Here is a 24803-nt window from a genome sequence, read left to right as displayed (position 1 = left end):
CGACGTCTGTATAGCTCAAGGTGCGCCTCTCGAAGATTACAGGGCCTGCTGCCGCAGCAGCGTGACGCCTTTTTCGACGTTCAGCGCCGTCTGCACGCCATGCAGCGTGAGGCCCAGTTCGACGAGCGTGATCGCCACGGCGGGCTGCATGCCCACCAGGACGGTGCGCGCATCGAGAATGCGCGCCATGGCTGCCGTGTTGCTGATCATGCGGCCGATGAAGGAGTCGACGATGTCGAGCGCCGAGATGTCGATCAGCACGCCGCGGGCGCGGTCCTTCACGATGCGGGCGGTCAGGTCGTCCTGCAGGGTCATCGCCAGGCGGTCATGCATGTCCACCTGGATCGTCACCAGCAGCAGGTCGCCCATCTTCAGAATGGGAATGCGTTCCATGTGTGCCCTCAGTTCGCCGCGTCGACGCGCACGACGGACGCACCGACGCGCTTGAGCGCGACCAGGAAGGCGTCCGCCAGCGTGGCCTTGGTGATCACGTCTTCCAGGTTCACGCCCAGGTGCACGATGGTCTGCGCGATCTGCGGACGGATGCCGCTGATGATGCAGTCGGCACCCATCAGGCGCGCCGCGGCCACGGTCTTGAGCAGGTGCTGCGCCACCAGCGTATCGACGGTAGGCACGCCCGTGATGTCGATGATCGCGATGGAGGCGCCCGTTTCGATGATCTTCTGCAGCAGGTTTTCCATCACCACCTGGGTGCGCGCGCTGTCGAGCGTGCCGATCAGCGGCAGTGCCAGCACATCCTTCCACAGCTGCACGACGGGCGTGGACAGCTCCAGCAGTTCCTGCTGCTGGCGCATGATCACGCTTTCGCGGCCCTTCTGGTATTCCTCGACCGTGAACAGGCCCATGCGGTCGAACAGCGCGCCGGTGTCCGACACTTCCGCGGCCAGCGTGGCCGGATCGCCCGACAGCTGCTGGCGCAGCAGCGCGAAAACAGGCTCCTTCAGCGAGAAGATGAAGGTGGCCGTTTCGGTGGGCGAGAAGCCCTGGCGCACGCGCGATGCGGAAATCTCCGCCAGCGCCTGGCGCACTTCGGCCCACGCCGGGGCGGCGAAGTCGTAGGTCTGGCCCTGCTGTACTGCCTTGACGACGAGCGGGATGAAGCGGGCCGCCTGCTGGCGGATTTCGCCTTCGGCCGCCTTGTCGCGACGCACCAGCCGCGACAGCATGCCATCGAGCCAGCCTGCCAGCAGGGATTCCTGATTTGCGCTAATGACGGTGGCCAGGTGGCCGGTCGATGCCATGCTCATGCGTTCTCCGAGAAAAATGTCGATCTGAACCGGTTAGTGTAACAGTTCGCTACCGAACACATGATACGGGGTGGAACAATTTCCAAGCCACACGTTATCTTATTGTTCACGAATCATCGCAAGCGCAGCCTCCGAACCGGTCCAGCAGGGCGCGGTGCAGGGCCGCGACCGCTGCCGGGTCGATCTTCGGCTGCCGGTCGAAGGTGAGCAGGCCGTTCTTTTCATGTTCCACGTCGGTGAACTGCGTATAGCAGAAGCCGGCCAGGAAGGTGAGCGTGCCCAGGTGCTCCATCAGATCGCGGTATTTGGCCAGCAGCTCCTCGGCGGAGCCGACGCTGCCGTAGTAGTCGAACAGCCGGTCGCGCGGCGCGCCGGCTTCCTCCGGCACGCTCAGGAACCCGCCCACTTCGGACAGCACCACGGGCTGCCCGCGGTACCGGCCGCCGGGCAGGAACAGCGGCTTGTCCTTGTACCAGCCCTGCAGCGGCGGCACGCCGGTGGCATTCGCCTCGGCATAGCGGGCGGCCAGCTTTTCGCCGGGCTGCGTGTAGTCGTGGATCGAGCAGACGTCGGTCAGGTCCGTGTGTTCCCAGCCGTCGTTGTCGATGACGGGGCGGGTCGGATCGATGCGGCGCGTGCGCTGCACGAGTTTTTCGATGAACGCGTGCTGGCCCGGATGGCGGTGCAGCGCGCCGAAGCCGAAGCTTTCCACCAGCGGCACCCAGCCCACGATGCAGGGATGGTTCAGGTCCCGCTCCACGGCGCGCTCCCATTCGGCCAGCAGCGCTTCCTCGGCATCGAGCGACCAGCTGCGCGCATTCGGCATCTCTTCCCACACCAGCACGCCCAGGCGGTCGCACCAGTACAGCCAGCGCGGATCCTCGATCTTCTGGTGCTTGCGCGCGGCATTGAAGCCGAGGCGGCGCAGCCATTCCACGTCCTCGCGCAGCGCCGCCGGCGACGGCGCGGCCAGGTTGGTGTCCGGCCAGTAGCCCTGGTCGAGCGCCATCAGCAGGAAGGTCTGTTCGCCGTTCAGCCAGAACCGGCCGTCGCGCGCCTCGAAGCGGCGCAGGCCGCAATAGGACGCCACTTCGTCCAGCACCGCACCGTCGCGCACCAGCCGCACCCGCAGGCCGTACAGGTAGGGATCGCGGTCCGACCACGGCCGCGCCGCATCGATGCGCGCTTCCAGCGTGACGGTCGCCATCGGCGTCTCCGCCTGGGCAAACGCGACGCGGTTTCCCGATTCATCGAGCACATCGAGTTCCACGGTCCAGCCGGCGCTCGGCGCATGCAGCTGCACCTGTACCGACAGGCGGCCATCCGGTTCGGCCGTCACGATGCGCAGCGTATCGATGCGCAGGGCCGGCACCGGTTCGAGCCAGACGCCCTGCCAGATGCCGGTGGTGCACCAGTAGTAGATGCGCACCGGCTTGCCGGAGGCCGACTGCTTGCCGCGCGGCTGGCACGGGTCCTGGCGGTCCTCGACGCGCAGCGTGATGCGGTTGCTGCCGGGCTGCAGGAACGGTGCCACGTCGAACGAGAAGGGCACGTGGCCGCCACGGTTGCGTCCCGCCAGCCGGCCGTTGATCCACACTTCGGTGCTGTAGTCGACGGCGCCGAAGTGCAGCAGCAGGTCGTCGTCGCGCCAGTCCTCCGGCACCTCGAAGCCCCGCGCGTACCAGACGATTTCGTGGATGTCCTGCGTGCCGATGCCGGAGCGTTCGCTCTGGTAGGGGAAGGGCACCTCGATCGACAGCGGCAGCGCGCGGCCATCGTGCCAGCCCGCGCCGCGGCCGAGGTCCGCGTCGTCGAACGCGAACTCCCAGGCGCCATCGAGGCTGGCCCAGCGCGGGCGGGTGAACTGGGGCGTGGGGTGGAGGTCGGGCGTTGTCATCGCGGCATGGTAGCGCGAATGACCGATGGCGGGCGGTACGGATCAAGCGTGCGGCCGCCAAGGCGTTGCTCCGTCGCGCCATGCGGGCAAGGCCGCGCCCGGCATGCCGGTACAATCTGGCGCCACCACTGCCGGAAGTCCCGCTGCCGAGCGGCGACACGGGTGGACACGACAGGAGGATAGTAAGTATGACGGGATGCGATCGTTGGGGGACTGCCCTTGTGCTGTGTATTGCCGGTGCCGCCGGCGTGCAGGCCGCTCCGCCGCCGCTCGACCTGACTCTCCGGGAAGGCGCGGTGACGCGCTCGCTGTCGGTGCAGAACTGGCGCACCGACCGGCGCGGCGTGCCGTCCTTCGACTACCACTACCGCCAGAGCGGGCCGGACTGCACCTACCAGCGCGACGGCCGTGCCGTGGCCGGCTTCGAGGACCTGGGCGACAAGGTCGAGCTGGAAGTCTTCAATCCCCAGGGCGACGACGGCAGGGAGACGGCGCCGATCGCGGTGTTCTACGACGCGGACGGGAGCGTGGTGTTCAGCATGCCGGTACCCGGCAAGGGACGGCCGGCATGGGTCTCGTTCGACGACGCTGCCATGAAGAAGAAGCTGCCGAAGAAATGCGGCCACGCCGGGCGTGGCGAGGCCGTGATGTTCCGGAAGTAGCCGGCAGGCAGCTGCTCCGGCTCAGCGGGCCTCGAGCCAGTAGGCCGGCAGCGCCACCAGTTCCCGCGCCAGCGAGTACGCGTCGCGCGCCTCGGCATACCGGGCGTGCGCCCCATGGACGGTGGCGGCGCCGGCGCGCTGCAGGGCGTAGCGGCTGCGCGTGATGTGGAAAAATTGTGTGACGACGATGGCGCTCGTGTAGCCATGCGCCTTCATGAGGGCCGCGCTGTTGCGCGCCGTTGCCTCCGTCGTGTTGCCTGCTTCGTCGAGCAGGATGGCGGCGCGGGGAATCGCCTGCCGGCCGGCCAGGTAGTCGGCCATGACACGGGCTTCGCTGAAGCCTTCCTTGCCCGTGCCGCCACTGACGATGATGTGCCTGACCAGGCCCTGCCGGTACAGTTCGGCGGCCCTGTCGAGGCGTGCCTGCAGGCGCCCGGACGGTGTCCCGTCCGGCATCACCTTCGATCCCAGCACCACGCCAACGTCGCTTGCCCGGGCGTCGTCGCGCAGGCCGTCGGCGGCGATGGCGGCGGCGCAGGCCAGGAGGAGCAGGATGACGGGGTAGAGGAACGCTTTCACCGCTTTCATGCTTTCATGCTTTCATGCTTTGATGCTTCCATGTTACCGCTCCGGGGCCGGGAGCGACTGCGAAGGACTGGCACGATACGAGCAATGAGCAGGGACATGCGCCATGATGCCACTTCCGGCTGGTCCGGGTGCAGCGGGACAGCCATCGGCCGGAATATCGATAGCAAAAATTCTTGGTTGGCCGGACGGGGAGGGGGCGGTAGTCTTGCCCTCCCGATCACAACGTCGCGCCGCTGTCCCGACCGGCCGCCCACAATCCATGCCCCCTGTCCGTCTTCTCGCCAGCCTGCTCTTCACGTTCGGCATGGCCGCCGCCATTGCGCAGGCCGCGCCAGCGTCGCTGCACTATCCGGCCAGCGACTACATCGAACAGTCGGCCGGCCGCAGCGGCGGCGTGCTGCACACCAGCGCCTCCTACGAAGCGGGATCGTTCGACATCCACCGGCTGCATGCCGGAAACCTGCTGTGGCAAAGCCGTCTGGTGTTCGACAACCTGGTCTACCTCGATCACGCCGGCGTGGCCACGCCCTGGCTGGCCACATCGTGGCAGGTCTCGCCGGATGGGCGGGTCTACACCTTCCACCTGCGGCGCGACGTGACCTTCAGCGACGGCACGCGCTTCGATGCCGAGGCGGTGCGCGTCAACTTCGAACGCATCAAGCAGCTTGGCACGCAGTCGCGCATCTCGAATGCCTACCTGTCGCCGTATCGCGAGGGCGTGGCGGTCGATCGCTATACCTTCGAGGCGAGGCTGGACGCGCCGTATCCGGCCTTCCTGTCGTTCCTGGCGCAGACCTGGCTGGGCTTCATCTCGCCACGGCAGATCCTCGCCGACCCGGACAGCATAGCGGTGCGTCCGGTCGGTACCGGCCCCTTCGTGCTGGCCGACTACCTGCCCGGCAAGCGGGCCGTCTTGAAGCGGCGCGCCGATTATGCGTGGGCGCCGGACTACCTGCGCCACAAGGGGCCGGCCTACCTGGAGGGCATCGTCATCGAGGCGGTACACGACGATGCGGCGCGCACGGCCGCCCTGCAGGCCGGGCAGCACCAGCTCACCTTCGAAGCGGCACTGACGGATGGCCGCAAGCTGCGCGCCGATCCCGAACTGGTGTTTTCGAACCGGGTGCGTCCCGGCAGCCCGATGCGCAGCCTGGCGTTCAACACGGCGCGCTTCCCGTTCGACGATGTGCGCATCCGCCGCGCCGCCGCGCTGACCATCGACCGCGCCACGGTCACGCGCGACATGAGTTCCGGCGAGTTCATCCCGAAAGCGGATTTCCTGGGCACGAATACGCCCGGTTACGTGGCTACCTACAAGGACGTGCTGGCCTACGACCCGGCCGGCGCGGCGCGCCTGCTCGATGCCGCCGGCTGGTCGCAGCGCGGCGCCGACGGCATCCGCAGCAAGGACGGCCGGCGCCTGAGTGCCGAGCTGCTGACGACGGGCGACGAGCGCACGCCGCCGGCATCGGTGCTGGCGATCCAGTCGGACCTGAAGAAGGCGGGCATCGAGCTGCGCCTGAAGCCGGTGAAGGGCGACGCCCTGTCGGAAACGGTGCGTGCCGGCCAGTACGATGCGCTGACGGGCGGCTGGTGGTCGGCGGCGACCCCGGATGTGCTGTTCCTGCTGTATCACGGCAGCCAGGTCGCGCGGCAGAACACCTTTGGCCAGGATACCGGCCGCCTCGCCGATCCGCAGCTGGACGACCTGCTGCTGCGCGCCCGCCAGTCGCAGGATGCAGGGGAGCGTGACAGCCTGTACCGCCAGGCGCAGAAGCTGCTGACCGAACTGGTGCCGGTGGTGCCGCTGCACGAAAGCCACCACCTGATCGCCTATTCGAAACGGCTGCATGGCGTGCTGTTCGATACCACGCACAACACGCCGATCCTCACGGGCGCGTGGCTGGAGCCGGACGGCACGCCGGTAAAGTAGTCCCGTGCACATGCCGGATTCCTGAGCACGGCCGGGTCCGCGCAGCCGGACACGTGGCCGGCGGCAGGAAAAACGGAACGCGCCGGCGCCGGCCAGCAGCAGCCCGGCAATCCTCTTCCAGCCACCCCCGTCGGCAGCGCGTGCCGCCGCCTGGCCGGCCGCCAGCCTGCACGTCGTCCGCTTCGGCAGGGATGGCCATGCGCGGGTGCTGCCTTGTTGGATGCCGGTCTCCTGCAACGCTTCCAGTCCGGCGAACAGCGCAGAGCAGCACTCCTGGCCGATCGCTTTTGCCACCATCCTCCAGATCAGTGTCATGACCGTGGAGTCGAGCGCCGGTTCGGCTGGCATCGACAGCGCGGTCGTACTCGTCCTGCTTGATGACGTTTCCGGCCAGGAGTGGTTCGAACGGAGGCTGGTTCGGGTTGGCGGAGAAGGACGTGAAGGGCGATATTCTAAATTGATTATTAATATAAAATAAACTTTTAAGAATTTTAAATGACGACGCTCGATGAAATTTGCTTCGCTTGAAACGCTGGCGCTGGCCTGGCTGGGCGTCGCCGCCCTGGTACCGGCAACTGCTGCAACCACTGCGCCGGTCGTCCTGAGCCAGCCGCACCTGTCGACCTACGTCCGGCAGATCGCGCCGGTAGCGGGCGGCCGCTTGTGCATCGTCGGCCAGGCGATGGATCCGGATGGTGATCTGCAGTCGCGCGGCACGGTCACGCTGTACAGCCTCGCCGAGGGCAAGGTGCTGTGGCAGCAGGCAGTGGCGGCACCGGACGGCCAGGCTGCCAGCCGCTTCATCGCCTGCGGCTCGGATGGCAGGTCGCTGTACGTGGCGGCCAATGTCGACTCGCATTCGGAGCGTTCGCTGAACCGTGCGCAGGTGTACCTGTACCGGTTCGACGACCAGGGCAGGGTCGCCGCTGTCAAGCCGCTTGCAACCGGTTCCGGAAATGCCTTCGTGTATGCCCTTGGTGCGGATGCGGGTGGCGTCACGGTGAGCGGCATGACGAACGACGTGAAAGCCGGCCGCCAGGCCAATGCGATCTTCTTCGCCAGGGTGGACCCGTTATTGAAGGAAGCCCGAACGAGCCGGGTGGAAAAAGGCGCCTTTGCCAGCGGCGCCTCGGCCCGGCTGGCCGACGGTGCGCTGCATGTGGCGGGCAATTTCCTGCCGGCGTCCGATGCTGCCGATGCTCTGGCGGACGATTACGCCGTGTCGAAAATCGTGGCTGGCAAATACCAGTTCAGTCTGCGCCCGGTGCAAGCGAAGGCCGAGGACATTGCCACGACGGTGACGGCGGCAGCCGATGTGGTATCGCTCGCCGTGGTGGGGAAAAGCACGACCCTGACGGTGGTGGGGCCGGACGGCAAGTTGAAGGACAGCCGCACGCTGGCCAGCACGTTCTGCCAGACCGGCAGCATCAGCGCCACTGCTGGAACCGTGTACGCCATACGCTCGCCCTGCGGCCGCTCGCAGGACCCGGCGCGGCTGGTGGCCATCGCGCGCCCGAGCGGCGCCGAGGCCGCGGTCGCCGGCATCAGTGGCGAACCCGTCAATGTGCTGGCGCTGGAGGACAGGCTGGTCGTCGTCACCCGCAAAAGCAACGGCAGCCTTTTGCTGCACACGCTGCCCCTCGCACGCTGACGGGCGGGCCGGGCCGGCGACGGGCGCCATTGCCGGCCTCAGTCGACGTCAACCGAGCGACCCGGACACCGACCGTCGGGCATTGCAGCGTGCACCGCGATCACGCTGCCGGGCGATGCTGAAGAGAATTGTTGTATTTTTGCAATTTTCGCGCTGATAATGACAGTAAAAGCTAGTTAGCATCCGATACTCCCTATAGTATCTTTTGTTCATTATCATCTTTGTAACTTCGCGGTCGATGCGTGCAGGCATGAATCGCGAATCCAGCTCCGATGCGAAACTTCCAGTGCCATTACGAGACGCTCAAAGTCACCCGCGATGCCCCCGCCGAAGTCATCCGCGCAGCCTACCGCTCGCTCTCGCAGAAGCATCATCCGGACAAGAATGTCGGGAGCGGTGACGCGGAAAGCGTGATGGCGCGGTTGAACCTCGCCTACAGCGTGTTGTCCGATGCGGACCGGAGGGAACTGTACGATCTGCAGATCCAGCAAGGGCAAGGTGCGTCCACGCAGTACGCCGGTGTTCATGAGGCACGCGCAGCGGGCCATCCTGCGCGCGATGCCGCCGATGAGCGCGCGGCATCCGCCACCGGCACAGTCCGGGCTCGTCTGCGCCGCTACGCGGCCGGCCGCAGCGGGCGCATCGCCGCGTTTTCCGCCTGCCTCGTGGCGGTTCTTGCGGTGGGCATTTGCTGGTCGATCTGGCGCGAGAACCGGCAAATGCTGCTGCTGGAACAGGCGGCGCTCGAGGCATCCGGTAATGCCACCACGCCGGGCGCGACGAGCGCCACCACGTCGACGCAGCAGCCGCGAGTGGCATCGTCCGGCCAGCCTGGCCAGTCGGGCACGGCGTCCGATCGCGATGCGCTGCCAGCACCGGATGCCGCCGCTTCCCGATCGGTCAGCGCGACACCATCCCCGTCCGCGCCGCTGCCGCGTGGGCAGGATGCAGCGAGCGCCGCGGCCAAGGCATCGGATTTCGAGCGCCTGACGGCCATGTTGAAGAGCATGGGCCTGGGCCTGCACAAGCTCGACCTGCCCAGACAGGCAGCGAATGCGGCGGCACCGGCTGCAGGGGCGAAGCAAGCGGCGCCACAACGGACAGACGTGGCAGCCAGTGCGAACGGCACGCCGGCGGCACCCGTCCCGAATGCCGCCACGGTCACGCAAACCGAAGCACCACATTCGCAGTCGGTCAGCGAGCGCCCGCCGCCGCCTGAGCCGGCTCGCAACCATGCCGTCATCGCGGGCGAGGCGGGCCGGGCAAGCGTAGCGCCCGTTCTCGGCCGGAACACGGCCGATGCCGGCCCGGCGGGCACGCTGCCGGCCAATGTCCCGAACGCGCCCAATGCCAATGCCGGGTTGCGCCAGGCCGTGATTGCCGACCCGCGGGCCTGCACGCTGCCGGCCTATCCGAAGAACGCTTACAAGAACGGCGAGAGCGGTACGGTGCGGCTGGCGCTGCTGGTCGGCAGCGATGGCCGGGTGATGGAATCGAAAGTGCAGAAGTCCAGCGGATCGAGCGAGCTGAATAACGCGGCGCGCAAGGCGCTGTCGCAGTGCCGGTTCAAGGTGGCGGGGAACGATGGCGCTGAGCCGGTGTGGACCACGATGGAGTATGTGTTTACGCTGGATTGAGCGCAGCTTCAATGCGGGCGCTGGCCATGCCTGCACGCGCGCTCAGTGGCTGCCGGTGTTCGCGAGCTGGCTGACGTCCTTCAGCACCTGGCCATACGAGCGGTACAGGTTGGCCGCCGGCAGGCGGCCTTGCTGTGCCATCAGCGTATGCACCCGGGCCAGCCGATAAAAGGGCACGCGCGGATATTCGTGATGCTCGATGTGGTAATGGATGGCATGGGGACCGACGAAAAAGGTCTGCCAGCTGCGTCGTACGACGGTACGGGCACTGAGGCGCTGGTCTTCCGAAGCCCGGTAGCCGGCATGTTCGGTGATGGCGCGGATGCGTCCGAACAGTGGCAGCAAGGTGACCGCCGGCAGGATCCAGAGGCCCGCATATAACGCCGCATGGCCGGCTGCAGCCAGCAGGCCAATCATCGTGCCCTGTACTGCTACGATGCTGGCGATTGCGTGGAACGCCTTGCCCTGGCTGGCGGTCCGGAGCGGCGTGCGGGCACGCTCCCGGGCGCGCACCAGCCTGCGCACGCTGAGGAAGTAGCCAATGCCGGTAGCGTCCTTGAACAGGCGCCACCTCAACTCCTCCCGCGTGACCGGATAGTCGTCGATGCCGAATGTGATGGCAACCGGATCGTCTGCCGCCATTGGCGCACGGTGATGCTGCAGGTGCCCGCGCCGGTAGAAGTCCATGACCAGCAGCAGTGGCGCGGCCGCGAACAGCTGGCCGGCGATATCGTTCAGGCGCTGCTGCGACAGCAAGGTGCCGTGCGCACTTTCATGCATCAGCACCGCCAGCGCGAGCTGGGTGCGTGCGATGAGAATGGCGCTCGCCAGGAACACCAGTGGATGGGGAAAGCGAATCGCCGCGACGAAGCAGGCAATGATCAGTGCCCAGTCGAGAGCGATGGCGAGCAGCGCGCGTGGATTGCTGACCGTGGTGAGATGGGCGGGCAATGCATGTCTCATGATGGTTGCCTCATCGGTGCTCCCCCCGCGTGGCCAGCTCGTGCAGCAGCGCGACCCAGCTTTGCAGGCGTGCGCCGGCAACGGCGCGGCCATCCTGTGCCGGGAGGCAGACGGTGCCCTGCAGCAGATCGTTGCAGGCAGTCGATATGTGCCGCGCGAACGCCGCCGCGTCACCCCGCCAGAGGACGATGCGGTGCGCCAGCCCCAGCTCGGCGGCGCGCGCGGCGTTGATCTTCTGCTCCGGCTGCTCGGTCAGCACCAGCACGATGGGGCGGTGGTAGACCAGGGCCACCGACAAGGCCGCCATGCCGGGCGCCGAGACGATCAGGTTGCTTGCGGCAGCCTGTTCCACCCAGGCGGCGTCCTGCGCTGTCCAGCCAGCGCGGCCGGCATAGCCTTCGCCGACCAGCGTTGCGTGCACGCCGGCGCAGTCCAGGCCTGCTTCCAGGCCGTCGGCCAGGCGGGGATCGCGGAAATGGGGATTGAGGTAGACGGCGGCGCAGGGCTGGGCGCGGGGTGGTGCCGTGTCTGCCACCACGACCGGCGTCGGCAGGCGGAACGTGGCACCGTCGCGCGTCGCCGCATAGCTGAAATCGTGCTCGATGCGGGCCAGGCTGGCATCGATCTGCCATCCCACGATGCGTCGGAAGAGGCGTGACAGGAGGCCTGGCAAGCGCCCCGAAAAATTGTTCTGCACGGCCTGCCGCAAGCTGGTGCCGTAGACATGGACTATCTTGCCGCGCCACGCCGGCATACAGCCCATGAACAGCAGTGCCGGGTGAAACGAGTCGTTCACGACCAGGTCTGCACCGCGCAGGGCGACACGCAGGTGCAGGATGTCGCGCCACATCCGCGACGGCCGGAATACATAGCTGGCGATATTGGCGTCGGTTTCTGCGCGCAGCATGTTCTGCCGGGCGTCGAACTGGACTGCGTAGTGGCGCGACAGCACCCGCGCAGCGATGCCGAAGCCGGCCAGGAAGGCGGCGCCCTCGTCCGATGTGGTGAGCACGTCGACCTGGGCGCCGTGGTCGCGCAACGCATGAGTGAGCAGTTGCGCACGCATCAGGTGGCCGCGCGCGTCGGCGGTTGCCAGATAGGCGAGCCTGAGCGGTTTCATGCGCGTGCGGGCCACACGCGCAACGCCGCGCCAGCCAGGTACATGATGAGTGCACCGGTGACACCCCAGGCTCGGTCGATGGCGCGAATCTCGTCGAGCAGCGCAGCCAGGCGGCCATGCTCGGAAGGCGTCACGAGTTGCGCCAGCGTATGCTGGCACAGGCGCACGTGGCGGTCTTCGTCGCGCAGTACGCGGGCCAGCAGGGAAAAGAGCGGATGCGCTTCGCCAAGCAGCGCGCAATGGCGCCGCAGCACGCGCGCGAAGGTCTGTTCGGCGCACAGGCCGATCGCGAAGGCGGGAATGAGGTGGCCTGCGGAAAAGCTGGTGGCGCAGCGCTGCGCAAGCGTTCGCCATTGGGAGATCTTGCGCAGGGTGAGCGCATCCGGCCGCGCAGACAAAGGCAGTTGCGCGATGCCGCCGCGCGCCTCGATCTCGGCAGCAAACAGGGCAGCGTGCAGCCGCTCGTCCGCCAGGTGCCGGCCCATCTGCCGCGCCAGCCAGGCGGGCGGCTGTCCCAGCAGGTCGGACTGCAGCGCGATCTCGCTCGACTCTTCGCCGATCAGGTAGATACGCAGCAGCAGCCGTTCACCGGCCACGCTCGCGTGCAGCTGGCGCAGGGCGGCACGCTTGATGGTACCGACCCAGTGTGCCTGCACGGCCGGCCAGCCCCGCAATGCCGGCTCCGCCAGGCCCGCCGGCAGCGGCGCTTCGTCAGCGTGCGGATGCATCGGCTGCCGCGAACCGGGTACCCAGTACGAGCCCGATAAAGCTTTGCTGCAGGAAGGCCGCCGCTGCGTCTGCCGCGCCGTCGAAGGCCTGCTGACGGTCGCCGTAACGCAGATAGCCCCGGCCGTCCACCGCGCCGATGGTCAGCCTGTCACGCGAGGCAAAGCCATGCTGCATCAGCGGATCGAGCGTCGGCTGGCCGCTCAGGCCATACAGGAACAGCTCGCGCCGGACCACCTGGTCCGGGATCCTGCCGGTCAACGCTTCCAGCTCGAACGACCAGGTGCCTTGCGCCAGCAGGGCGTCTGCGGCGCCGGTACCCTGCAGCCTGGCGCGCAGCACCGGCTTGGACGCCTTTCCCGCGCCGAGGAAAATGGTGATGTCGGCGTCGCCCGGATGCGTGCCGCGGGTGTCGCGTACCTGGACCAGGTGGCTGGTCAGGCGCGCCGCCAGCGCCGGATCGGTGACCAGTTTCGCAGCCTGGTCGGCCGAGATCAGTACGCGGCGGCCGCTTTCCGACGGCACATCCACCAGATACGGGTCGATGCGGACCTCGCTGAACCGTCCCATGACCGGCGTGTGCGGATGGCCGCTGAACGACCAGCTGTCGCCGTCCTTGCTTAGTATCAGGTGCACGCCTACGGGTACGCGGCGGCCCGCCTCGTCCAGTGCCGAGCCTTGCAACAGCACGTCGCCAACGATGGTCTTCCTGCCGTAACGGCGCGTGTTGTCGAAGTGAATGCGGTGCGTGCCGGTATCGACGGTGGCCGTGGTGGCCTGGTCGTCGAGGGCGATGCGATTGCACAGCACGGCGCGCATGCTGATCTTCGGCAGCGGGCAGCCGCTCGCCGAGGCGAAGTAGTGCGATCCCTGTCCCGCCAGGTCGCTGGCGCCGGCGTTGCCGGACAGTGCCAGCGCGCCGAGGGCTGTCCATTGCAGGATGGTCCTGTAGAGGTGCAAGCGCATGATGTCTCCGAGTCGTCAGCGTTGGTGGTAGGAGAGCGCCTGAGCGTCGGCGCCCCTGGCGGTCGAGGTGCGGATACCCAGGCCCCCGCACAGGGCGCCGAGCATGTCCAGCGCGGAAAACATCCCGATCAGCACAATGGCCGATACCCGGCGCATGCCGCGTACTGGCGCAGCATCCTGGTGATTGAGTGCGCGCAGGCTGTACCAGAGCCGTGCCGTCAGCACGCAAAGGGGGCCAACCGGACCGCTGTGTCCCAGCCATCGCAGCGACCGGGGCAGATAGGTGTGCACCAGGTGGGGAGTCAGACCGAGGGTGTCCTGGCCGCGCAACCAGCGCAGTTTGAGCAGCTCGAAGCCGGTATCAGGCAGCTTGTGTTCCGTATGTGCCCGTGCCGCGTAGTGCAGGGCCACGCCGGCGGCCTGAAGGCGTAGTCCCAGTACCTGGCAGTGCGCGCGATAGATGCCGTCGAGCGGCTGGTAGCGGTGCCGCGCAAATACTTCGCGTGAGAACACCACGTTGTTCGCGTAGAAATTGCGCGTCGCACCCGCCTCCAGGGGACTGGGGAAGTACATGAAGTCGATGGTGGTCAGGGCGGTGCCTGCAACGGTGGCCGCGTAGCTGGTGCGCCCGGCCACCACGGCCGGCGGCGCTGCATTGGCCAGTGGCGCGATCAGCTGTTCGAGCCAGTCGCGTGCGGGATTGCAGTCGGCGTCGGCAAAGCAGACATGGTCGCAGCGGTCGCCATGGACGGCATCGAATCCTTCGTTTTTCGCCTGGTAGTAGCCGGTGCCGGCATCGATGCGCACGAAGTCGATGCTGCGGCCGGCAAGTTCCTCGGCGCTGGTGCGAATGCGCTCGCTCAGGCCATCGTGCGTGACGATCACTTGCGCCAGCGCGTCCAGCGCGACAGTCTGCCGGGTCAGCAGGCCGATCACATGCAGCAGGCTGGCGCCGACCGCATCCGGGTCGGCGCCGCCGCGCAAATTGTTCGTCTCCAGTACCAGTGCGGTGCGCGCGGCGATGGATTCATGTGGCATATGCATTCCGTTGCCCGACCAAACGCGGGCCGTTGATTGATGAATGCTGCGAACTTGTGTGACAGACCGTCGGTGATCCAGCAATTCGACTGGAGAAATGAATTCGTGGCAGTCAGGCCGGCGAAAGCTTCGCGGCCTGTAGAGGTGCCATTCTGCTTCGCTTCAGCAGACTTGACTTGTTCTAGAGCAACACCCTCGTGCTCATGCAGGTTTTGTGGCGGGAGGCCTACAGAAGCGGAAGGTGGGCAGGCGATGACTCGAAACGGGCCATTCAACGCATGGAAGACGCCTGTCGGTCGTGCAGACACTGCGGCTAAATTAATTTTCTTCCAGTACAACTTTGCCTGTCGTGTAGAAAATTGCCCCCGGGTGCGGGCGGCGTTCGATCAGGTAAAGCCCGCGCCGGTTCTGGAAAGTGCCGCTTTTCCCCAGGCCGCCAAAGTTGAACGTGGTGCAAATGTATGACTCGCGGCCCTCGTGCGCTTTGCCCCAGATGGCTTCGTATGGATTGAATACTGCGGGTGGTTCGCCGTGGTCGAGACGCTCGATAAGTGCTAATGGCATCTCTTTTCCATTGAATATCAGGCCGAACTCTTGCGAGTTCTTCACTTCCCAAATCCCGACCTTGTCGCGGCCGTGTTGCAGCGTGATATGGATTTTGCCGGCATCCTCGTCCTCCATCACCTCGAAGGCATTTGCCGCTAACGAGGTGTAAAGCACGCTGGGCGGCATGGTCTCGGTACGCAGGCACGCTTCAATCAGGGTGGAACTTGGCCTGGCGTCGGCTTGGACAGCGAGGGCGCACAGCAGCAGTCCAGCAAGCGGTGTTTTCACTTGTATTCCTTTGCGCCGTCGGCGCTGCTCGAAGCGGGATTCTTCCCTACTTGAAATCACCCATGTTCACAGTCCGTCCCAGGCAGCATCGCAAAGGAGGTGGCGTAAACGAAAACAGCAGCCCGCAGGCTGCTGTCGCATATTGAATCAATGGTCGGGGTGAGAGGATTCGAACCTCCGGCCTCTACGTCCCGAACGTAGCGCTCTACCGGGCTAAGCTACACCCCGACGGGTGAGACAAATTTTAGACCAGAATGGGGTGATATGGCAACTGTTCCACCGGAGCATGGCGTTTCATTGGCACCCCGGCGCGCATGGATTACCATCCTGCGTTCTCTGCAAAGGATCCAGGAAACCGCCATGAACGTCACCATCTACCACAACAATGCCTGCAGCAATTCGCGCGGCGCGCTGGCGCTGATCCGCGCGGCGGGCATCGAACCCGTCGTCATCGACTACATGAAGAATCCGCCGGCGCGGGAGGGGTTGCGGGACATGATCGCGCAGGCCGGGCTGACGGTGCGCGGGGCGATGCGCGACAAGGGCGATGTGCACGAATCGTTGAACCTGGCCGATCCCGCGCGCACCGACGACGATCTGCTCGACGCGATGATGGCGCATCCGGCGCTGATCAACCGGCCGTTCGTCGTGACGGACAAGGGCGTGCGCCTGTGCCGCCCGCCGGCGACCGTGCAGGAAATCCTCTGAAGGGAAATCCTCTAAAGGGAGATCCTCTTGGAAAGCCAGAACGCCCGCCGTGACTGGTGCCGTTCGAAACGGCGCCAGTCACGGCGGGCGCGCTTGGGTGCTGCGACGCGCGATCCGTTCCGCGCGTCAGTTCTGCATCATCAGTTCTGCAGGATCTGTTCTGCAGGATCAGTTTTGCGTCTGCAGGCTGACCTTGACCGGGTGGGCGTAGCGTTTGGCGGCATCGGCCACGTACGCCTGCCACTGCGCGGCCGTGGTGATCTCGCCGGCGCGGCTCCAGGCGCCGCCCGCGTAGTAGCGCAGCGCTTCGCCCGATTTGACCGGTGCGTACACCAGATTGTTCAGCGGGTCGTCGACGAAGTCCTGCGCCGTCGGCAGGATCACGGCGGTGCCGAAGGCGCCTTTCGATTTCTGCTCGACCCACTGCAGCAGCGTGCCGGCGGTCTTGTCGCGCCGGACGGCGACTTTACCGTCTTCGCCCTTGTCGCTTGGTGTCTTGTTCAGGCCCACCGCCGCCGTCAGCGTGGCCGCGCCCTTGAACTCGAACATGCTGTCGATGCGGTCCAGGTAGCTGCCGGCGTCCGTCGTGAAGCGCTTCACTTCGGTGACGGGCGTGCCGGCCGCGTCCCAGCTGTCGTAGCGCAGCTCGAAGATGGAACGCACCGGGCCGTTGGCCAGCACCTTCCAGCCCGCGTAGTTCTGCGACACGTGCAGCGTCTTGCCATCCCAGATGCCGGTGCCGCCGGCGCCGCGCGACTTGCCCACGTTGTAGTTGTCCATGCCCTCACCTTCGTCATGGTGATAGTGGTCATGGCCCTTGTTGTACCAGCGGTCGACGATCGGATACGGCACGCGCTTGAACCACAGGTCCAGGCCGGACGTCTGCAGCACTTCCTTGCCGCTGCCGCTTGGGGCCGGCGCCATCAGCGCGGGGCCGTAGGTGCGGTGCGCCAGCTTGTCGTTCTCCCACGCGAAGTCGTCCAGGCGTTCCGGCACGTAGCGGGCGAACACCTTGGTAGGGAAGACGGGCACCAGCGTCTCGATCTTCTCCACCGTGTACGTGACGCTCTTCTCGCCGGCCTTGAAGCTGTGCTGGAACAGCAGTTCACCGTAGGCGGCGCCGATGTTCTTCGGGTCCTTGGCCTGCGGTGCCACGTTGGTCACCTGGTGCGGCACCACGTTGCCATTGGCGTCCTTCACCGCGATGCGCTGGATCAGCGCGCCGGGCAGGGCGGCGTTCACGTCGGTCCACGGGATCGCCACGGTTTCCGAAGGACGGGCCGTGTCGAGATCCTGGGTCAGCGTCACGCGCAGCGTGGCGGCGTGGGCGGCCGGGAGGGCCAGCGCTGCAACCAGTGCAGCCATGCAGGAGCGGTTCATCGTCGTCATCATCATCCTTTTACTGGTGTTCGCGGTAGTCGGTCTTGCCGCCATCCTTCGGCTGGAAGTGGTAGGTGCGCAGCTTGTACTCGACGCTTACCTTCGGGTTCTTCAGCAGCTTGATCATCTCGGCGCCGGCCAGCAGCGTGGGGCCGTAGCCATGCAGCGCGTGCACGCTGGTCGGGCGGTGGTAGTAGTACACCTGGTCCGATGCCAGCGTGGTGCCGACGCAGGTGCCTTCGACCTGGCCCTTGTCGTTGATCTTCGTGACGAGGCCCGACCAGCCGGCCGTGGCGACGGAGCCATACACCGTAGGGCTGATCCAGCCCTGGTTGATCGCATGGGCAATCGTGTAGACGAACATCGCCGAGGCGGACGTCTCCAGGTACGAATCGTTCCGGTCGATCATCTGGTGCCACAGGCCGCTGCCGGACTGCAGTTCGGCGACGCCCTTCAACGTCAGGCGCAGCTGGTTCAGCACCTTCTCGTAGCCAGGATGGTCCTTCGGCAGCACGTCGAGCAGGTCGCTCATCGCCAGCACCGCCCAGCCGTTGGCGCGCGCCCAGTAGAAGCGCGGCGAGTTCGGCACGTGCTGGTGCCAGCCGTGCGTGAAGATGTTCAGCTCGGGATTGAACATGCGCGAGGACATGCCCATCACATTGGCCACGGCCAGGTCGAAGTACTTGCGCTCGCCCGTCATCCTGCCCAGTTCGGCCAGCGCGGGAATGCTCATGTACATGTCATCGGCCCACAGCGACACGGCCTGCGGACGCTTGCGCGCCATCGTGCCGTCCTCCAGCCGGAACTGCTTGTTGGCGACCCAATCGCTGCACGAGGCGATCATCTGCGACAGGTCCGGGCCGACCTTGGCGGCCCTGGCGCGCATCAGGGCGGCGCACATGGAGCCCGAGTCATCCAGCGAGCGCGGGTCCAGCGTGCGGGCGAAGCTGTTGGCGCGCTCCAGGTGGAACTTGTCTTCCTGCGCGCGGAAGTAGGGCAGCGTCTTGGCGAAGAAATCGAAGTGGCGCTTCGTCATCGCGGTGAAGTTCTTGTCGCCGGTGGCGGCAGCGGCGTTCAGCAGGCCGGCGTGCACCACGCCCATCTCGTAGACCATCAGGCCGTAGTCGCCGGCACTTTCCGCGATGGCGGCATCGGCGATCGGGGTCTTGAAGTCGGTGATCTCCGCACCCGTCTTCTTGTTGACGACGTGGGCCGGCGTGGCCTGGTCCATGTAGGCGCGGATGCGGTTCAGCTGCTCGGTGATCTCGGCCACGACGGGCATCTTGTACGGGATCGGATACGTGCCTTCGGAAGGATCCTTGAGGCTCTTGTTGTCCGGATTGCGGTAGGGGCCTTCGGCATGGGCGGCGCCCAGCAGCGTGCAGCAGGCCAGGGCGGCCAGCAGTTTGGTCGGTTTCTTCACCTTGTCTCCGTATTTTATGGGGCCAATGAGGGCGACCAACGAGGTCACGATTGGTCAGGCCATTCTAGATTGGTCTGGCCACTTGCGCAAGGCGGCCAACCGCCGCAATTGTCCAGCCCGTGTCCACCTTGGGATCTGACCCCAAGGTGGACACGGGCTCGGCTGTAGAGGCGGGGGTCAGCCGCGCGAGAAGGTGCGGGTGACGCGTTCGAGGTGGGCGCGCATGGCCTGGCGGGCGCCGGCCGGGTCGTGGGAGGCGATGGCTTCCAGGATCTTGCGGTGGTCGGGCAGCGTCTGCAGGCGCAGCTCGTCCGTCTGGTAGTGTTCCTTCAGCTTCTGCCACAGCGTGCCGCGGTTGTTCCACAGGCATTCGATGACGCTGACGAGGGCCGTGTTGCCGGTGGCGCGGGCGATCGCCAGGTGGAAGTTGCGGTCGGCCGCTTCGTTGCTGGCGCGGTCGTGGTGGGTGTGTTCCATTTCCTCGACAGCCTTCAGGATCGCGTCGACGGCGGCGCCGGTAGCCACCTTCGCGGCGATGCCGGCGATCTCGGTTTCGATCAGCCTGCGTGCGGCCAGCACCTCGAATGGGCCGGGACCCGTTTCCGGCACCGCGGCGGGCAGGGGCTTCTCGCAGACGTAGACACCGGAGCCGCCCCGCACTTCGACGACGCCGCCCAGCTCCAGCGCGATCAGCGCTTCACGCAGCGAGGCGCGACTGACGGACAGCTTGCCGGCCAGGTCCCGTTCGGCCGGCAGGCGCTCGCCCGGGCCGATCTTCTCGCTCTGGATCATCTGCTGCACGCGTTCGGCGACGACGCGGTACAGCCGCGGCTCGGCGACGTGGGGCTCACTGGCGGCGGAGTTTTTTCTCATGGATGGGTGCCCTCGGTGGGAACGCTCGTTTATCGTTGTGGTCCGTGCGTCGTGCACGGTGTCTCTGCGGTCGATTGTACTGCCGACTTGCAGGGATGTTAACATCCGCGTTGCCCGGAAGAAGGCTTTATTTTGGAAGGGCCGCTCGGTACCGCGGCCCTGGCGGATGCTCAGTGCGTCCGGTCCACCGCAAAGCGTGCCAGCTGCAGCAGCGAGTCCTTGTACGGACCGGACGGCATGTTGCCCAGCGCGTCGATGGCGCGGTCGGCCTGCGCTTCGGCAGCGCGGCGCGTGTAGTCGAGCGCGCCGCCGGAGGTGATGGCGGAAAGGATGGTGTCGAAGTGCTGCTCGTCGCCCGACTCGATGCAGGCGCGCACCAGCTGGCGCTGCGCTTCGGTGCCGTGTTCCATCAGGTAGATCAGGGGCAGCGTGGGCTTGCCTTCGCGAAGGTCGTCGCCGACGTTCTTGCCGATCTCGCTGGCGTCGCCCGCATAATCGAGCACGTCGTCGATCAGCTGGAAGGCGGTGCCCAGCGAGCGGCCGTATTCGCCGGCGGCGGCGATCTGCGCATCACTGGCACCGGAAACGAGCGCGCCCAGTTCGGCGGCCGCCTCGAACAGCTTGGCCGTCTTCGAGCGGATCACCTTCAGGTAGCTCTCTTCCGTCACGTCCGGGTCATGCATGTTCAGCAGCTGCAGCACTTCCCCTTCGGCGATCACGTTGGTGGCATCCGACAGGATCTGCATCACGCGCATATTGTCCAGCGCGACCATCATCTGGAACGAGCGCGAATACAGGAAGTCGCCCACCAGCACCGAGGCGGCATTGCCGAACAGCGCATTGGCCGTGGCGCGGCCGCGGCGCAGCGACGATTCGTCGACGACATCGTCGTGCAGCAGCGTGGCGGTGTGGATGAATTCGACCACCGCGGCCAGTTCGTGGTGCGCGGCACCCTGATAGGAGTAGGCGTTGGCCACCAGGAGCACCAGCACGGGACGGATCCGTTTGCCACCCGCGCTGATGATGTATTCAGCGATCTGGTTCACCAGCGGCACTTCCGAATGGAGGCGGGCGCGGATCACGCCGTTGACGGCGTCCATGTCGGGCGCGATGGTGCTGATGATGCTGTTCTGGCTGGTGGCGGGGGTGGACAAGGCAAGCCTGCTTGGGTCGATAGAGTTGCCGCGAATTATACGACATGCACGCTTCTCGTTGCCGACATACCACGAGCGCATGCCTTTGTGAATAGTTTTTGACGCGATTTTGCCTGCCATGTATAATCGTTGGTTCCCCGGCATCCGTCCAGGCAGTTTTCATCGCTGCCAGGGTGTCGAGCGGGGGATTTTCTTAACATTTGATGAGGTTTCAAATCATGTACGCGGTCATAAAAACCGGTGGCAAGCAATACAAAGTTGTCGCTGGCGAAAAACTCAAAGTAGAACAGATACCTGCTGACATTGGTTCCGAACTCACCATCGATCAAGTCCTCGCCGTTGGCGCGGGCGACACCATCAAGTTTGGTGCTCCACTGGTTGAAGGTGCAACGGTTCTGGTGAAAGTGGTTTCCCAAGGTCGTCACGACAAGGTCAAGATCTTCAAGATGCGCCGTCGTAAGCACTACCAGAAGCACCAGGGCCATCGCCAGAACTACACCGAAATCCAAATCGTTTCGATCAACGGCTAATCGCTGTTGTCTGAATTAGTCTTCAAGGAGCAATAAATGGCACACAAAAAAGGTGGCGGTACTACCCGCAACGGCCGCGATTCCGAATCAAAGCGCCTCGGCGTGAAGGTTTACGGCGGTCAAACGATCAATGCCGGCGGCATCATCATTCGTCAACGCGGCACCCCGGTGCGCGCTGGTGAAGGCGTGGGCACGGGCAAGGACCACACCCTGTTCGCACTGGTGAACGGCGTGGTCAAGTTCGTGACCAAGGGCGCTGGCAACAACAAGTTCGTTACCGTCGTTCCGGCTGCTCAGTAATCAGTATCCAGACAACGCGGTAAAGCAAGGCGCAAGCCTTCTTATCGAAAGGCTCTGCCGACGGTAGAGCCTTTTTTCATTTTCAGGCGCTTAGTTTAAGGCGGTATTCATGAAGTTCATCGACGAAGCACGTATCGAAGTCATCGCCGGCGACGGCGGCAACGGTTGCGCCTCTTTCCGGCGCGAGAAATTCCGCCCGTTCGGCGGCCCCGATGGCGGCGACGGCGGCACGGGCGGCACCATCTGGGCCGTGGCCGACCGTAACATCAATACGCTCGTGGACTACCGCTATTCGAAGATGCACCGCGCGTCGAACGGCGAACCGGGCCGCGGCTCCGACTGCTACGGCAAGGGCGCCGACGATGTCACCCTGCGCGTGCCCGTCGGCACGCTGATTCTCGACGACGAGACGGGCGAGATGCTGGCCGACATGACCGAACACGGCCAGACCGAGCTGCTGGCCAAGGGCGGCGAGGGCGGCTGGGGCAATATCCACTTCAAGACCTCGACCAACCGCGCGCCGCGCCAGAAGACCGAGGGCAAGGAAGGCGAACGTCGCACCCTGCGCCTGGAGCTGAAGGTGCTGGCGGACGTGGGCCTGCTGGGCATGCCGAACGCGGGCAAGTCGACGTTCATCACGGCCGTCTCGAACGCCAAGCCGAAGATCGCCGACTACCCGTTCACTACGCTGCATCCGAACCTGGGCGTGGTGCGCGTGTCGCACGAGAAGAGTTTTGTCATCGCCGACATTCCTGGCCTGATCGAAGGCGCCGCCGAAGGTGCGGGCCTGGGTCACCAGTTCCTGCGCCACCTGTCGCGCACCGGCCTGCTGCTGCACATCGTCGACCTGGCGCCGTTCGAGGCGACCGTGGATCCGGTGAAGGAAGCCAAGGCGCTAGTCAAGGAGCTGGAGAAGTACGACGAAGCGCTGCTGGACAAGCCGCGCTGGCTGGTGCTGAACAAGCTGGATGTGGTGCCGGAAGCGGAGCGCGCCAAGCGCGTGAAGGACTTCGTCAAGAAGTTCGGCTTCAAGGGTCCCGTGTTCGAGATCTCCGCGCTGTCCCGCGAAGGCACGCAGGAACTCGTCACCGCCATCTACCAGTACCTGGAAGAGAAGCGCCACACGGTGCAGCGTTCCGAAGAAACGCAGATGACGGAAGAAGCGCGCGGCATCTCGTCGATCGATCCGGACGATCCCCGCTTCAAGGTCATCGACTGACCTGGTAGACGTTGTAACGAAGGGCCCGCGCTGCGGGCCCTTTGCATTGGCGCTGTCGTCGCCAGTTGTGGAAGGGCCGGCAATCGCCGGCGTGGCGTGTCCCGATTCCACCGGCGCGGGTGACAGCGTTACCGTTTGCTCTGTCACCGAAGCTGGGGAAGGGCCGGCCATCGCCGACGTGGCGTGTCCTGATTCCACCGGCGCGGGTGACAGCGTTACCGTTTGCTCTGTCACCGAAGCTGGGGAAGGGCCGGCAATCGCCGACGTGGCGTGTCTCGATTCCACCGGCGCGGGTGACAGCGCGTTACCGTTTGCTCTGTCACCTGGAAGCTGGGGGATGGCTGGCGATCACGCGGGTGGCGTGCCTCGATGCCCAGGTCGCCGGGTCCACTATCGCGTCGATCCTAATCTTGTTCGGTGGAGCGCGGCGTTACCGGTTAAAATTCTCTCGACTGTGACCTCGCCTTCCGCCAACCGCGGTGGAGCGCTGCGTCCGCGGCAAAGCGGGGCGAACGGCCCGGCGACCCGATCACCGTTGAACAAGAGATTCGCCGCCCCATGAATTCCGTCATCCAGAACGCCGGCCGCCTGATCGTCAAGGTCGGTTCCTCGCTCGTCACCAACGATGGTCGTGGCCTCGACCAGGCCGCCATCGAACGCTGGGCCGCCCAGATCGCCGCGCTGCGGCTGCGCGGCAAGCAGGTCGTGCTGGTCAGCTCCGGCGCCATCGCCGAGGGCATGCTGCGCCTCGGCTTCGAGCACCGTCCCACCGGCATCCACGAACTGCAGGCCTGCGCGGCCGTCGGCCAGATGGGCCTCGCGCAGATCTACGAAACGAATTTCCGCGCCCATGGCATCGGTACCGCGCAGGTGCTGCTGACGCACGCTGACCTGGCCGACCGCGAGCGCTACCTGAACGCGCGCTCCACGCTGACGACCTTGCTGTCGCTGGGCATCGTCCCGATCATCAACGAGAACGACACGGTGGTCACGGACGAAATCAAGTTCGGCGACAACGACACGCTGGGCGCGCTCGTGGCCAACCTGATCGAGGCCGACGCCCTGATCATCCTCACGGACCAGCGCGGCCTCTATTCCGCCGACCCGAGAAAGGATCCGGCCGCATTCCTGATCGAGCAGGGCAGCGCCGGCGATCCGCAACTGGAAGCGATGGCGGGCGGCGCCGGTTCCAGCCTGGGCCGCGGCGGCATGCTTACGAAAATCCTGGCCGCCAAGCGCGCCGCAAAATCCGGTGCGCACACGGTCATCGCATTCGGCCGCGAGCCGGAGGTGCTGACCCGTCTCGCCTCAGGCGAAGCGATCGGCACCGAGCTGCAGGCGCAGACGGGCCACCTCACGGCGCGCAAGCAGTGGATGACCGATCATCTGCACACGGCGGGGCAGGTCGTGATCGACGCGGGCGCGGTGGAGAAGCTGTCACGCGAGGGCAAGTCGCTGCTGCCGATCGGCGTGACCGAGGTGCGCGGCGAATTCGGCCGCGGTGCCGTGATCACCTGCGTCAGCCCGGCCGGCATCCCCATTGCCCGCGGCCTGTCCAACTACACCAGCGGCGAGGCGCGGCGCATCCTGCGCAAACCGTCCGCGGAGATCGAAGGCATCCTCGGCTTCGTCGAAGGGCCCGAGCTGATCCACCGCGACAATCTCGTGCTGCTGTAGAGCGTGTGTCCACCCTGGGGTCAGACCCCGACATGGACACGAGCTCGACCGTGCCTGCGTCCTCATGACGTTGGAGATTGCGGAATCCGTCCTTGATTTCAACGCCGCCAGACCTCAGGCGGACTGACGATCTCTGGTTGAGGCCGTGTCCGTGTCGGGGTCTTATATCTTGAAGATGGCGTAAATTGTGTTTGCGAGCATGTCAGCTTGATGGGTCTGGGGGCCTGAAGAGCCCGAGGGTCAGCCTATAGCGACA

Annotated in this window: 23 protein-coding genes and 1 tRNA gene; 9 read left to right on the top strand and 15 right to left on the bottom strand. The window is 65.8% G+C overall.

Annotation, left to right across the window (positions count from 1 at the left end; genetic code table 11):
• Nucleotides 1-36: 36 nt before the first annotated feature.
• The 3 genes from IP91_RS17060 to IP91_RS17050 form a co-directional block, all read right to left on the bottom strand.
• Entirely contained in the window at nt 37-393 is a 357-nt protein-coding gene (locus IP91_RS17060; protein ID WP_145650301.1) for an STAS domain-containing protein, read from the bottom strand.
• 8 nt (nt 394-401) lie between these two features.
• Complete coding sequence (locus IP91_RS17055) at nt 402-1268, bottom strand: STAS domain-containing protein (RefSeq protein ID WP_145650300.1); 867 nt, start codon at nt 1266-1268, stop codon at nt 402-404.
• A 106-nt stretch (nt 1269-1374) separates the two neighbouring features.
• A complete protein-coding gene (locus IP91_RS17050; protein WP_145650299.1) occupies nt 1375-3165 on the bottom strand; it encodes a glycoside hydrolase family 2 protein in 1791 nt (596 codons plus the stop codon).
• Between the two features lie 221 nt (nt 3166-3386).
• On the opposite strand from IP91_RS17050, the gene IP91_RS17045 reads away from it, so the two are divergent.
• Nucleotides 3387-3827: a hypothetical protein gene (locus IP91_RS17045; RefSeq protein ID WP_145650298.1), complete on the top strand. Its 441-nt coding sequence runs from the start codon at nt 3387-3389 to the stop codon at nt 3825-3827.
• 21 nt (nt 3828-3848) lie between these two features.
• Here IP91_RS17045 and IP91_RS17040 read toward each other — a convergent pair whose 3' ends face one another.
• A complete protein-coding gene (locus tag IP91_RS17040) occupies nt 3849-4415 on the bottom strand; it encodes a YdcF family protein (protein ID WP_145650297.1) in 567 nt (188 codons plus the stop codon).
• Between the two features lie 259 nt (nt 4416-4674).
• Between IP91_RS17040 and IP91_RS17035 the strand changes: the two genes are divergently transcribed.
• From IP91_RS17035 to IP91_RS17025, 3 genes are all read left to right on the top strand, one after another.
• Nucleotides 4675-6348, top strand: coding sequence for an ABC transporter substrate-binding protein (locus IP91_RS17035; protein ID WP_158643164.1), 1674 nt, complete (start codon nt 4675-4677; stop codon nt 6346-6348).
• Nucleotides 6349-6856: 508 nt separating this feature from the next.
• Nucleotides 6857-7999 (top strand): hypothetical protein, encoded by a 1143-nt coding sequence (locus IP91_RS17030; protein ID WP_145650295.1) that lies wholly within the window; start codon nt 6857-6859, stop codon nt 7997-7999.
• A gap of 272 nt (nt 8000-8271) precedes the next feature.
• A complete protein-coding gene (locus IP91_RS17025) occupies nt 8272-9636 on the top strand; it encodes a TonB family protein (protein ID WP_145650294.1) in 1365 nt (454 codons plus the stop codon).
• A gap of 42 nt (nt 9637-9678) precedes the next feature.
• Here IP91_RS17025 and IP91_RS17020 read toward each other — a convergent pair whose 3' ends face one another.
• From IP91_RS17020 to IP91_RS16990, 7 genes are all read right to left on the bottom strand, one after another.
• Nucleotides 9679-10599: a fatty acid desaturase family protein gene (locus IP91_RS17020; protein WP_145650293.1), complete on the bottom strand. Its 921-nt coding sequence runs from the start codon at nt 10597-10599 to the stop codon at nt 9679-9681.
• A gap of 10 nt (nt 10600-10609) precedes the next feature.
• On the bottom strand, nt 10610-11719 hold the full coding sequence (locus tag IP91_RS17015; RefSeq protein ID WP_145650292.1) for a glycosyltransferase family protein: 1110 nt from the start codon (nt 11717-11719) through the stop codon (nt 10610-10612).
• A complete protein-coding gene (locus IP91_RS17010; RefSeq protein ID WP_145650291.1) occupies nt 11716-12447 on the bottom strand; it encodes a hypothetical protein in 732 nt (243 codons plus the stop codon). Before IP91_RS17010 ends, IP91_RS17015 begins: the two co-directional genes overlap by 4 nt.
• On the bottom strand, nt 12431-13411 hold the full coding sequence (locus tag IP91_RS17005) for a hypothetical protein (RefSeq protein WP_145650290.1): 981 nt from the start codon (nt 13409-13411) through the stop codon (nt 12431-12433). The genes IP91_RS17010 and IP91_RS17005 overlap by 17 nt, the downstream gene beginning before the upstream one ends.
• A gap of 15 nt (nt 13412-13426) precedes the next feature.
• Nucleotides 13427-14449 carry a glycosyltransferase family 2 protein gene (locus IP91_RS17000; RefSeq protein WP_145650289.1) on the bottom strand — a complete coding sequence of 341 codons (1023 nt, stop codon included), beginning with the start codon at nt 14447-14449 and terminating at the stop codon, nt 13427-13429.
• A 318-nt stretch (nt 14450-14767) separates the two neighbouring features.
• Nucleotides 14768-15283, bottom strand: coding sequence for a hypothetical protein (locus IP91_RS16995; protein WP_145650288.1), 516 nt, complete (start codon nt 15281-15283; stop codon nt 14768-14770).
• Between the two features lie 151 nt (nt 15284-15434).
• Nucleotides 15435-15511, bottom strand: a tRNA-Pro gene (locus tag IP91_RS16990).
• A gap of 132 nt (nt 15512-15643) precedes the next feature.
• On the opposite strand from IP91_RS16990, the gene arsC reads away from it, so the two are divergent.
• A complete protein-coding gene (arsC, locus tag IP91_RS16985; RefSeq protein WP_145650287.1) occupies nt 15644-15991 on the top strand; it encodes an arsenate reductase (glutaredoxin) in 348 nt (115 codons plus the stop codon).
• A gap of 168 nt (nt 15992-16159) precedes the next feature.
• Here the strand turns inward: arsC and IP91_RS16980 are convergent, their stop codons facing one another.
• The 4 genes from IP91_RS16980 to ispB form a co-directional block, all read right to left on the bottom strand.
• Nucleotides 16160-17380, bottom strand: coding sequence for a BT3233 family polysaccharide utilization protein (locus IP91_RS16980; RefSeq protein ID WP_229474583.1), 1221 nt, complete (start codon nt 17378-17380; stop codon nt 16160-16162).
• A 10-nt stretch (nt 17381-17390) separates the two neighbouring features.
• Nucleotides 17391-18794, bottom strand: coding sequence for a glycoside hydrolase family 88/105 protein (locus IP91_RS16975; protein WP_145650285.1), 1404 nt, complete (start codon nt 18792-18794; stop codon nt 17391-17393).
• 177 nt (nt 18795-18971) lie between these two features.
• Nucleotides 18972-19667, bottom strand: a complete 696-nt coding sequence (locus tag IP91_RS16970) for a FadR/GntR family transcriptional regulator (protein ID WP_145650284.1) — start codon at nt 19665-19667, stop codon at nt 18972-18974.
• 170 nt (nt 19668-19837) lie between these two features.
• A complete protein-coding gene (gene ispB, locus IP91_RS16965; RefSeq protein ID WP_259772465.1) occupies nt 19838-20821 on the bottom strand; it encodes an octaprenyl diphosphate synthase in 984 nt (327 codons plus the stop codon).
• Between the two features lie 218 nt (nt 20822-21039).
• Here ispB and rplU point away from each other — a divergent pair, with 218 nt between their 5' ends.
• The 4 genes from rplU to proB all read left to right on the top strand — a co-directional run bounded on the left by rplU (nt 21040) and on the right by proB (nt 24547).
• Nucleotides 21040-21351 carry a 50S ribosomal protein L21 gene (gene rplU, locus IP91_RS16960; RefSeq protein WP_145650282.1) on the top strand — a complete coding sequence of 104 codons (312 nt, stop codon included), beginning with the start codon at nt 21040-21042 and terminating at the stop codon, nt 21349-21351.
• Nucleotides 21352-21387: 36 nt separating this feature from the next.
• Nucleotides 21388-21651, top strand: coding sequence for a 50S ribosomal protein L27 (rpmA, locus tag IP91_RS16955; protein ID WP_145650281.1), 264 nt, complete (start codon nt 21388-21390; stop codon nt 21649-21651).
• A 109-nt stretch (nt 21652-21760) separates the two neighbouring features.
• Nucleotides 21761-22870 carry a GTPase ObgE gene (gene obgE / locus IP91_RS16950; protein WP_145650280.1) on the top strand — a complete coding sequence of 370 codons (1110 nt, stop codon included), beginning with the start codon at nt 21761-21763 and terminating at the stop codon, nt 22868-22870.
• A 558-nt stretch (nt 22871-23428) separates the two neighbouring features.
• A complete protein-coding gene (gene proB / locus IP91_RS16945; RefSeq protein WP_145650279.1) occupies nt 23429-24547 on the top strand; it encodes a glutamate 5-kinase in 1119 nt (372 codons plus the stop codon).
• Nucleotides 24548-24803: the final 256 nt, after the last annotated feature.

Source organism: Pseudoduganella lurida (assembly GCF_007830455.1).
Lineage (GTDB): Bacteria > Pseudomonadota > Gammaproteobacteria > Burkholderiales > Burkholderiaceae_D > Rugamonas > Rugamonas lurida.
The sequence above is the reverse complement of the archived record's forward strand: the minus strand, read 5'-3'. Positions and strand labels throughout refer to the sequence as shown.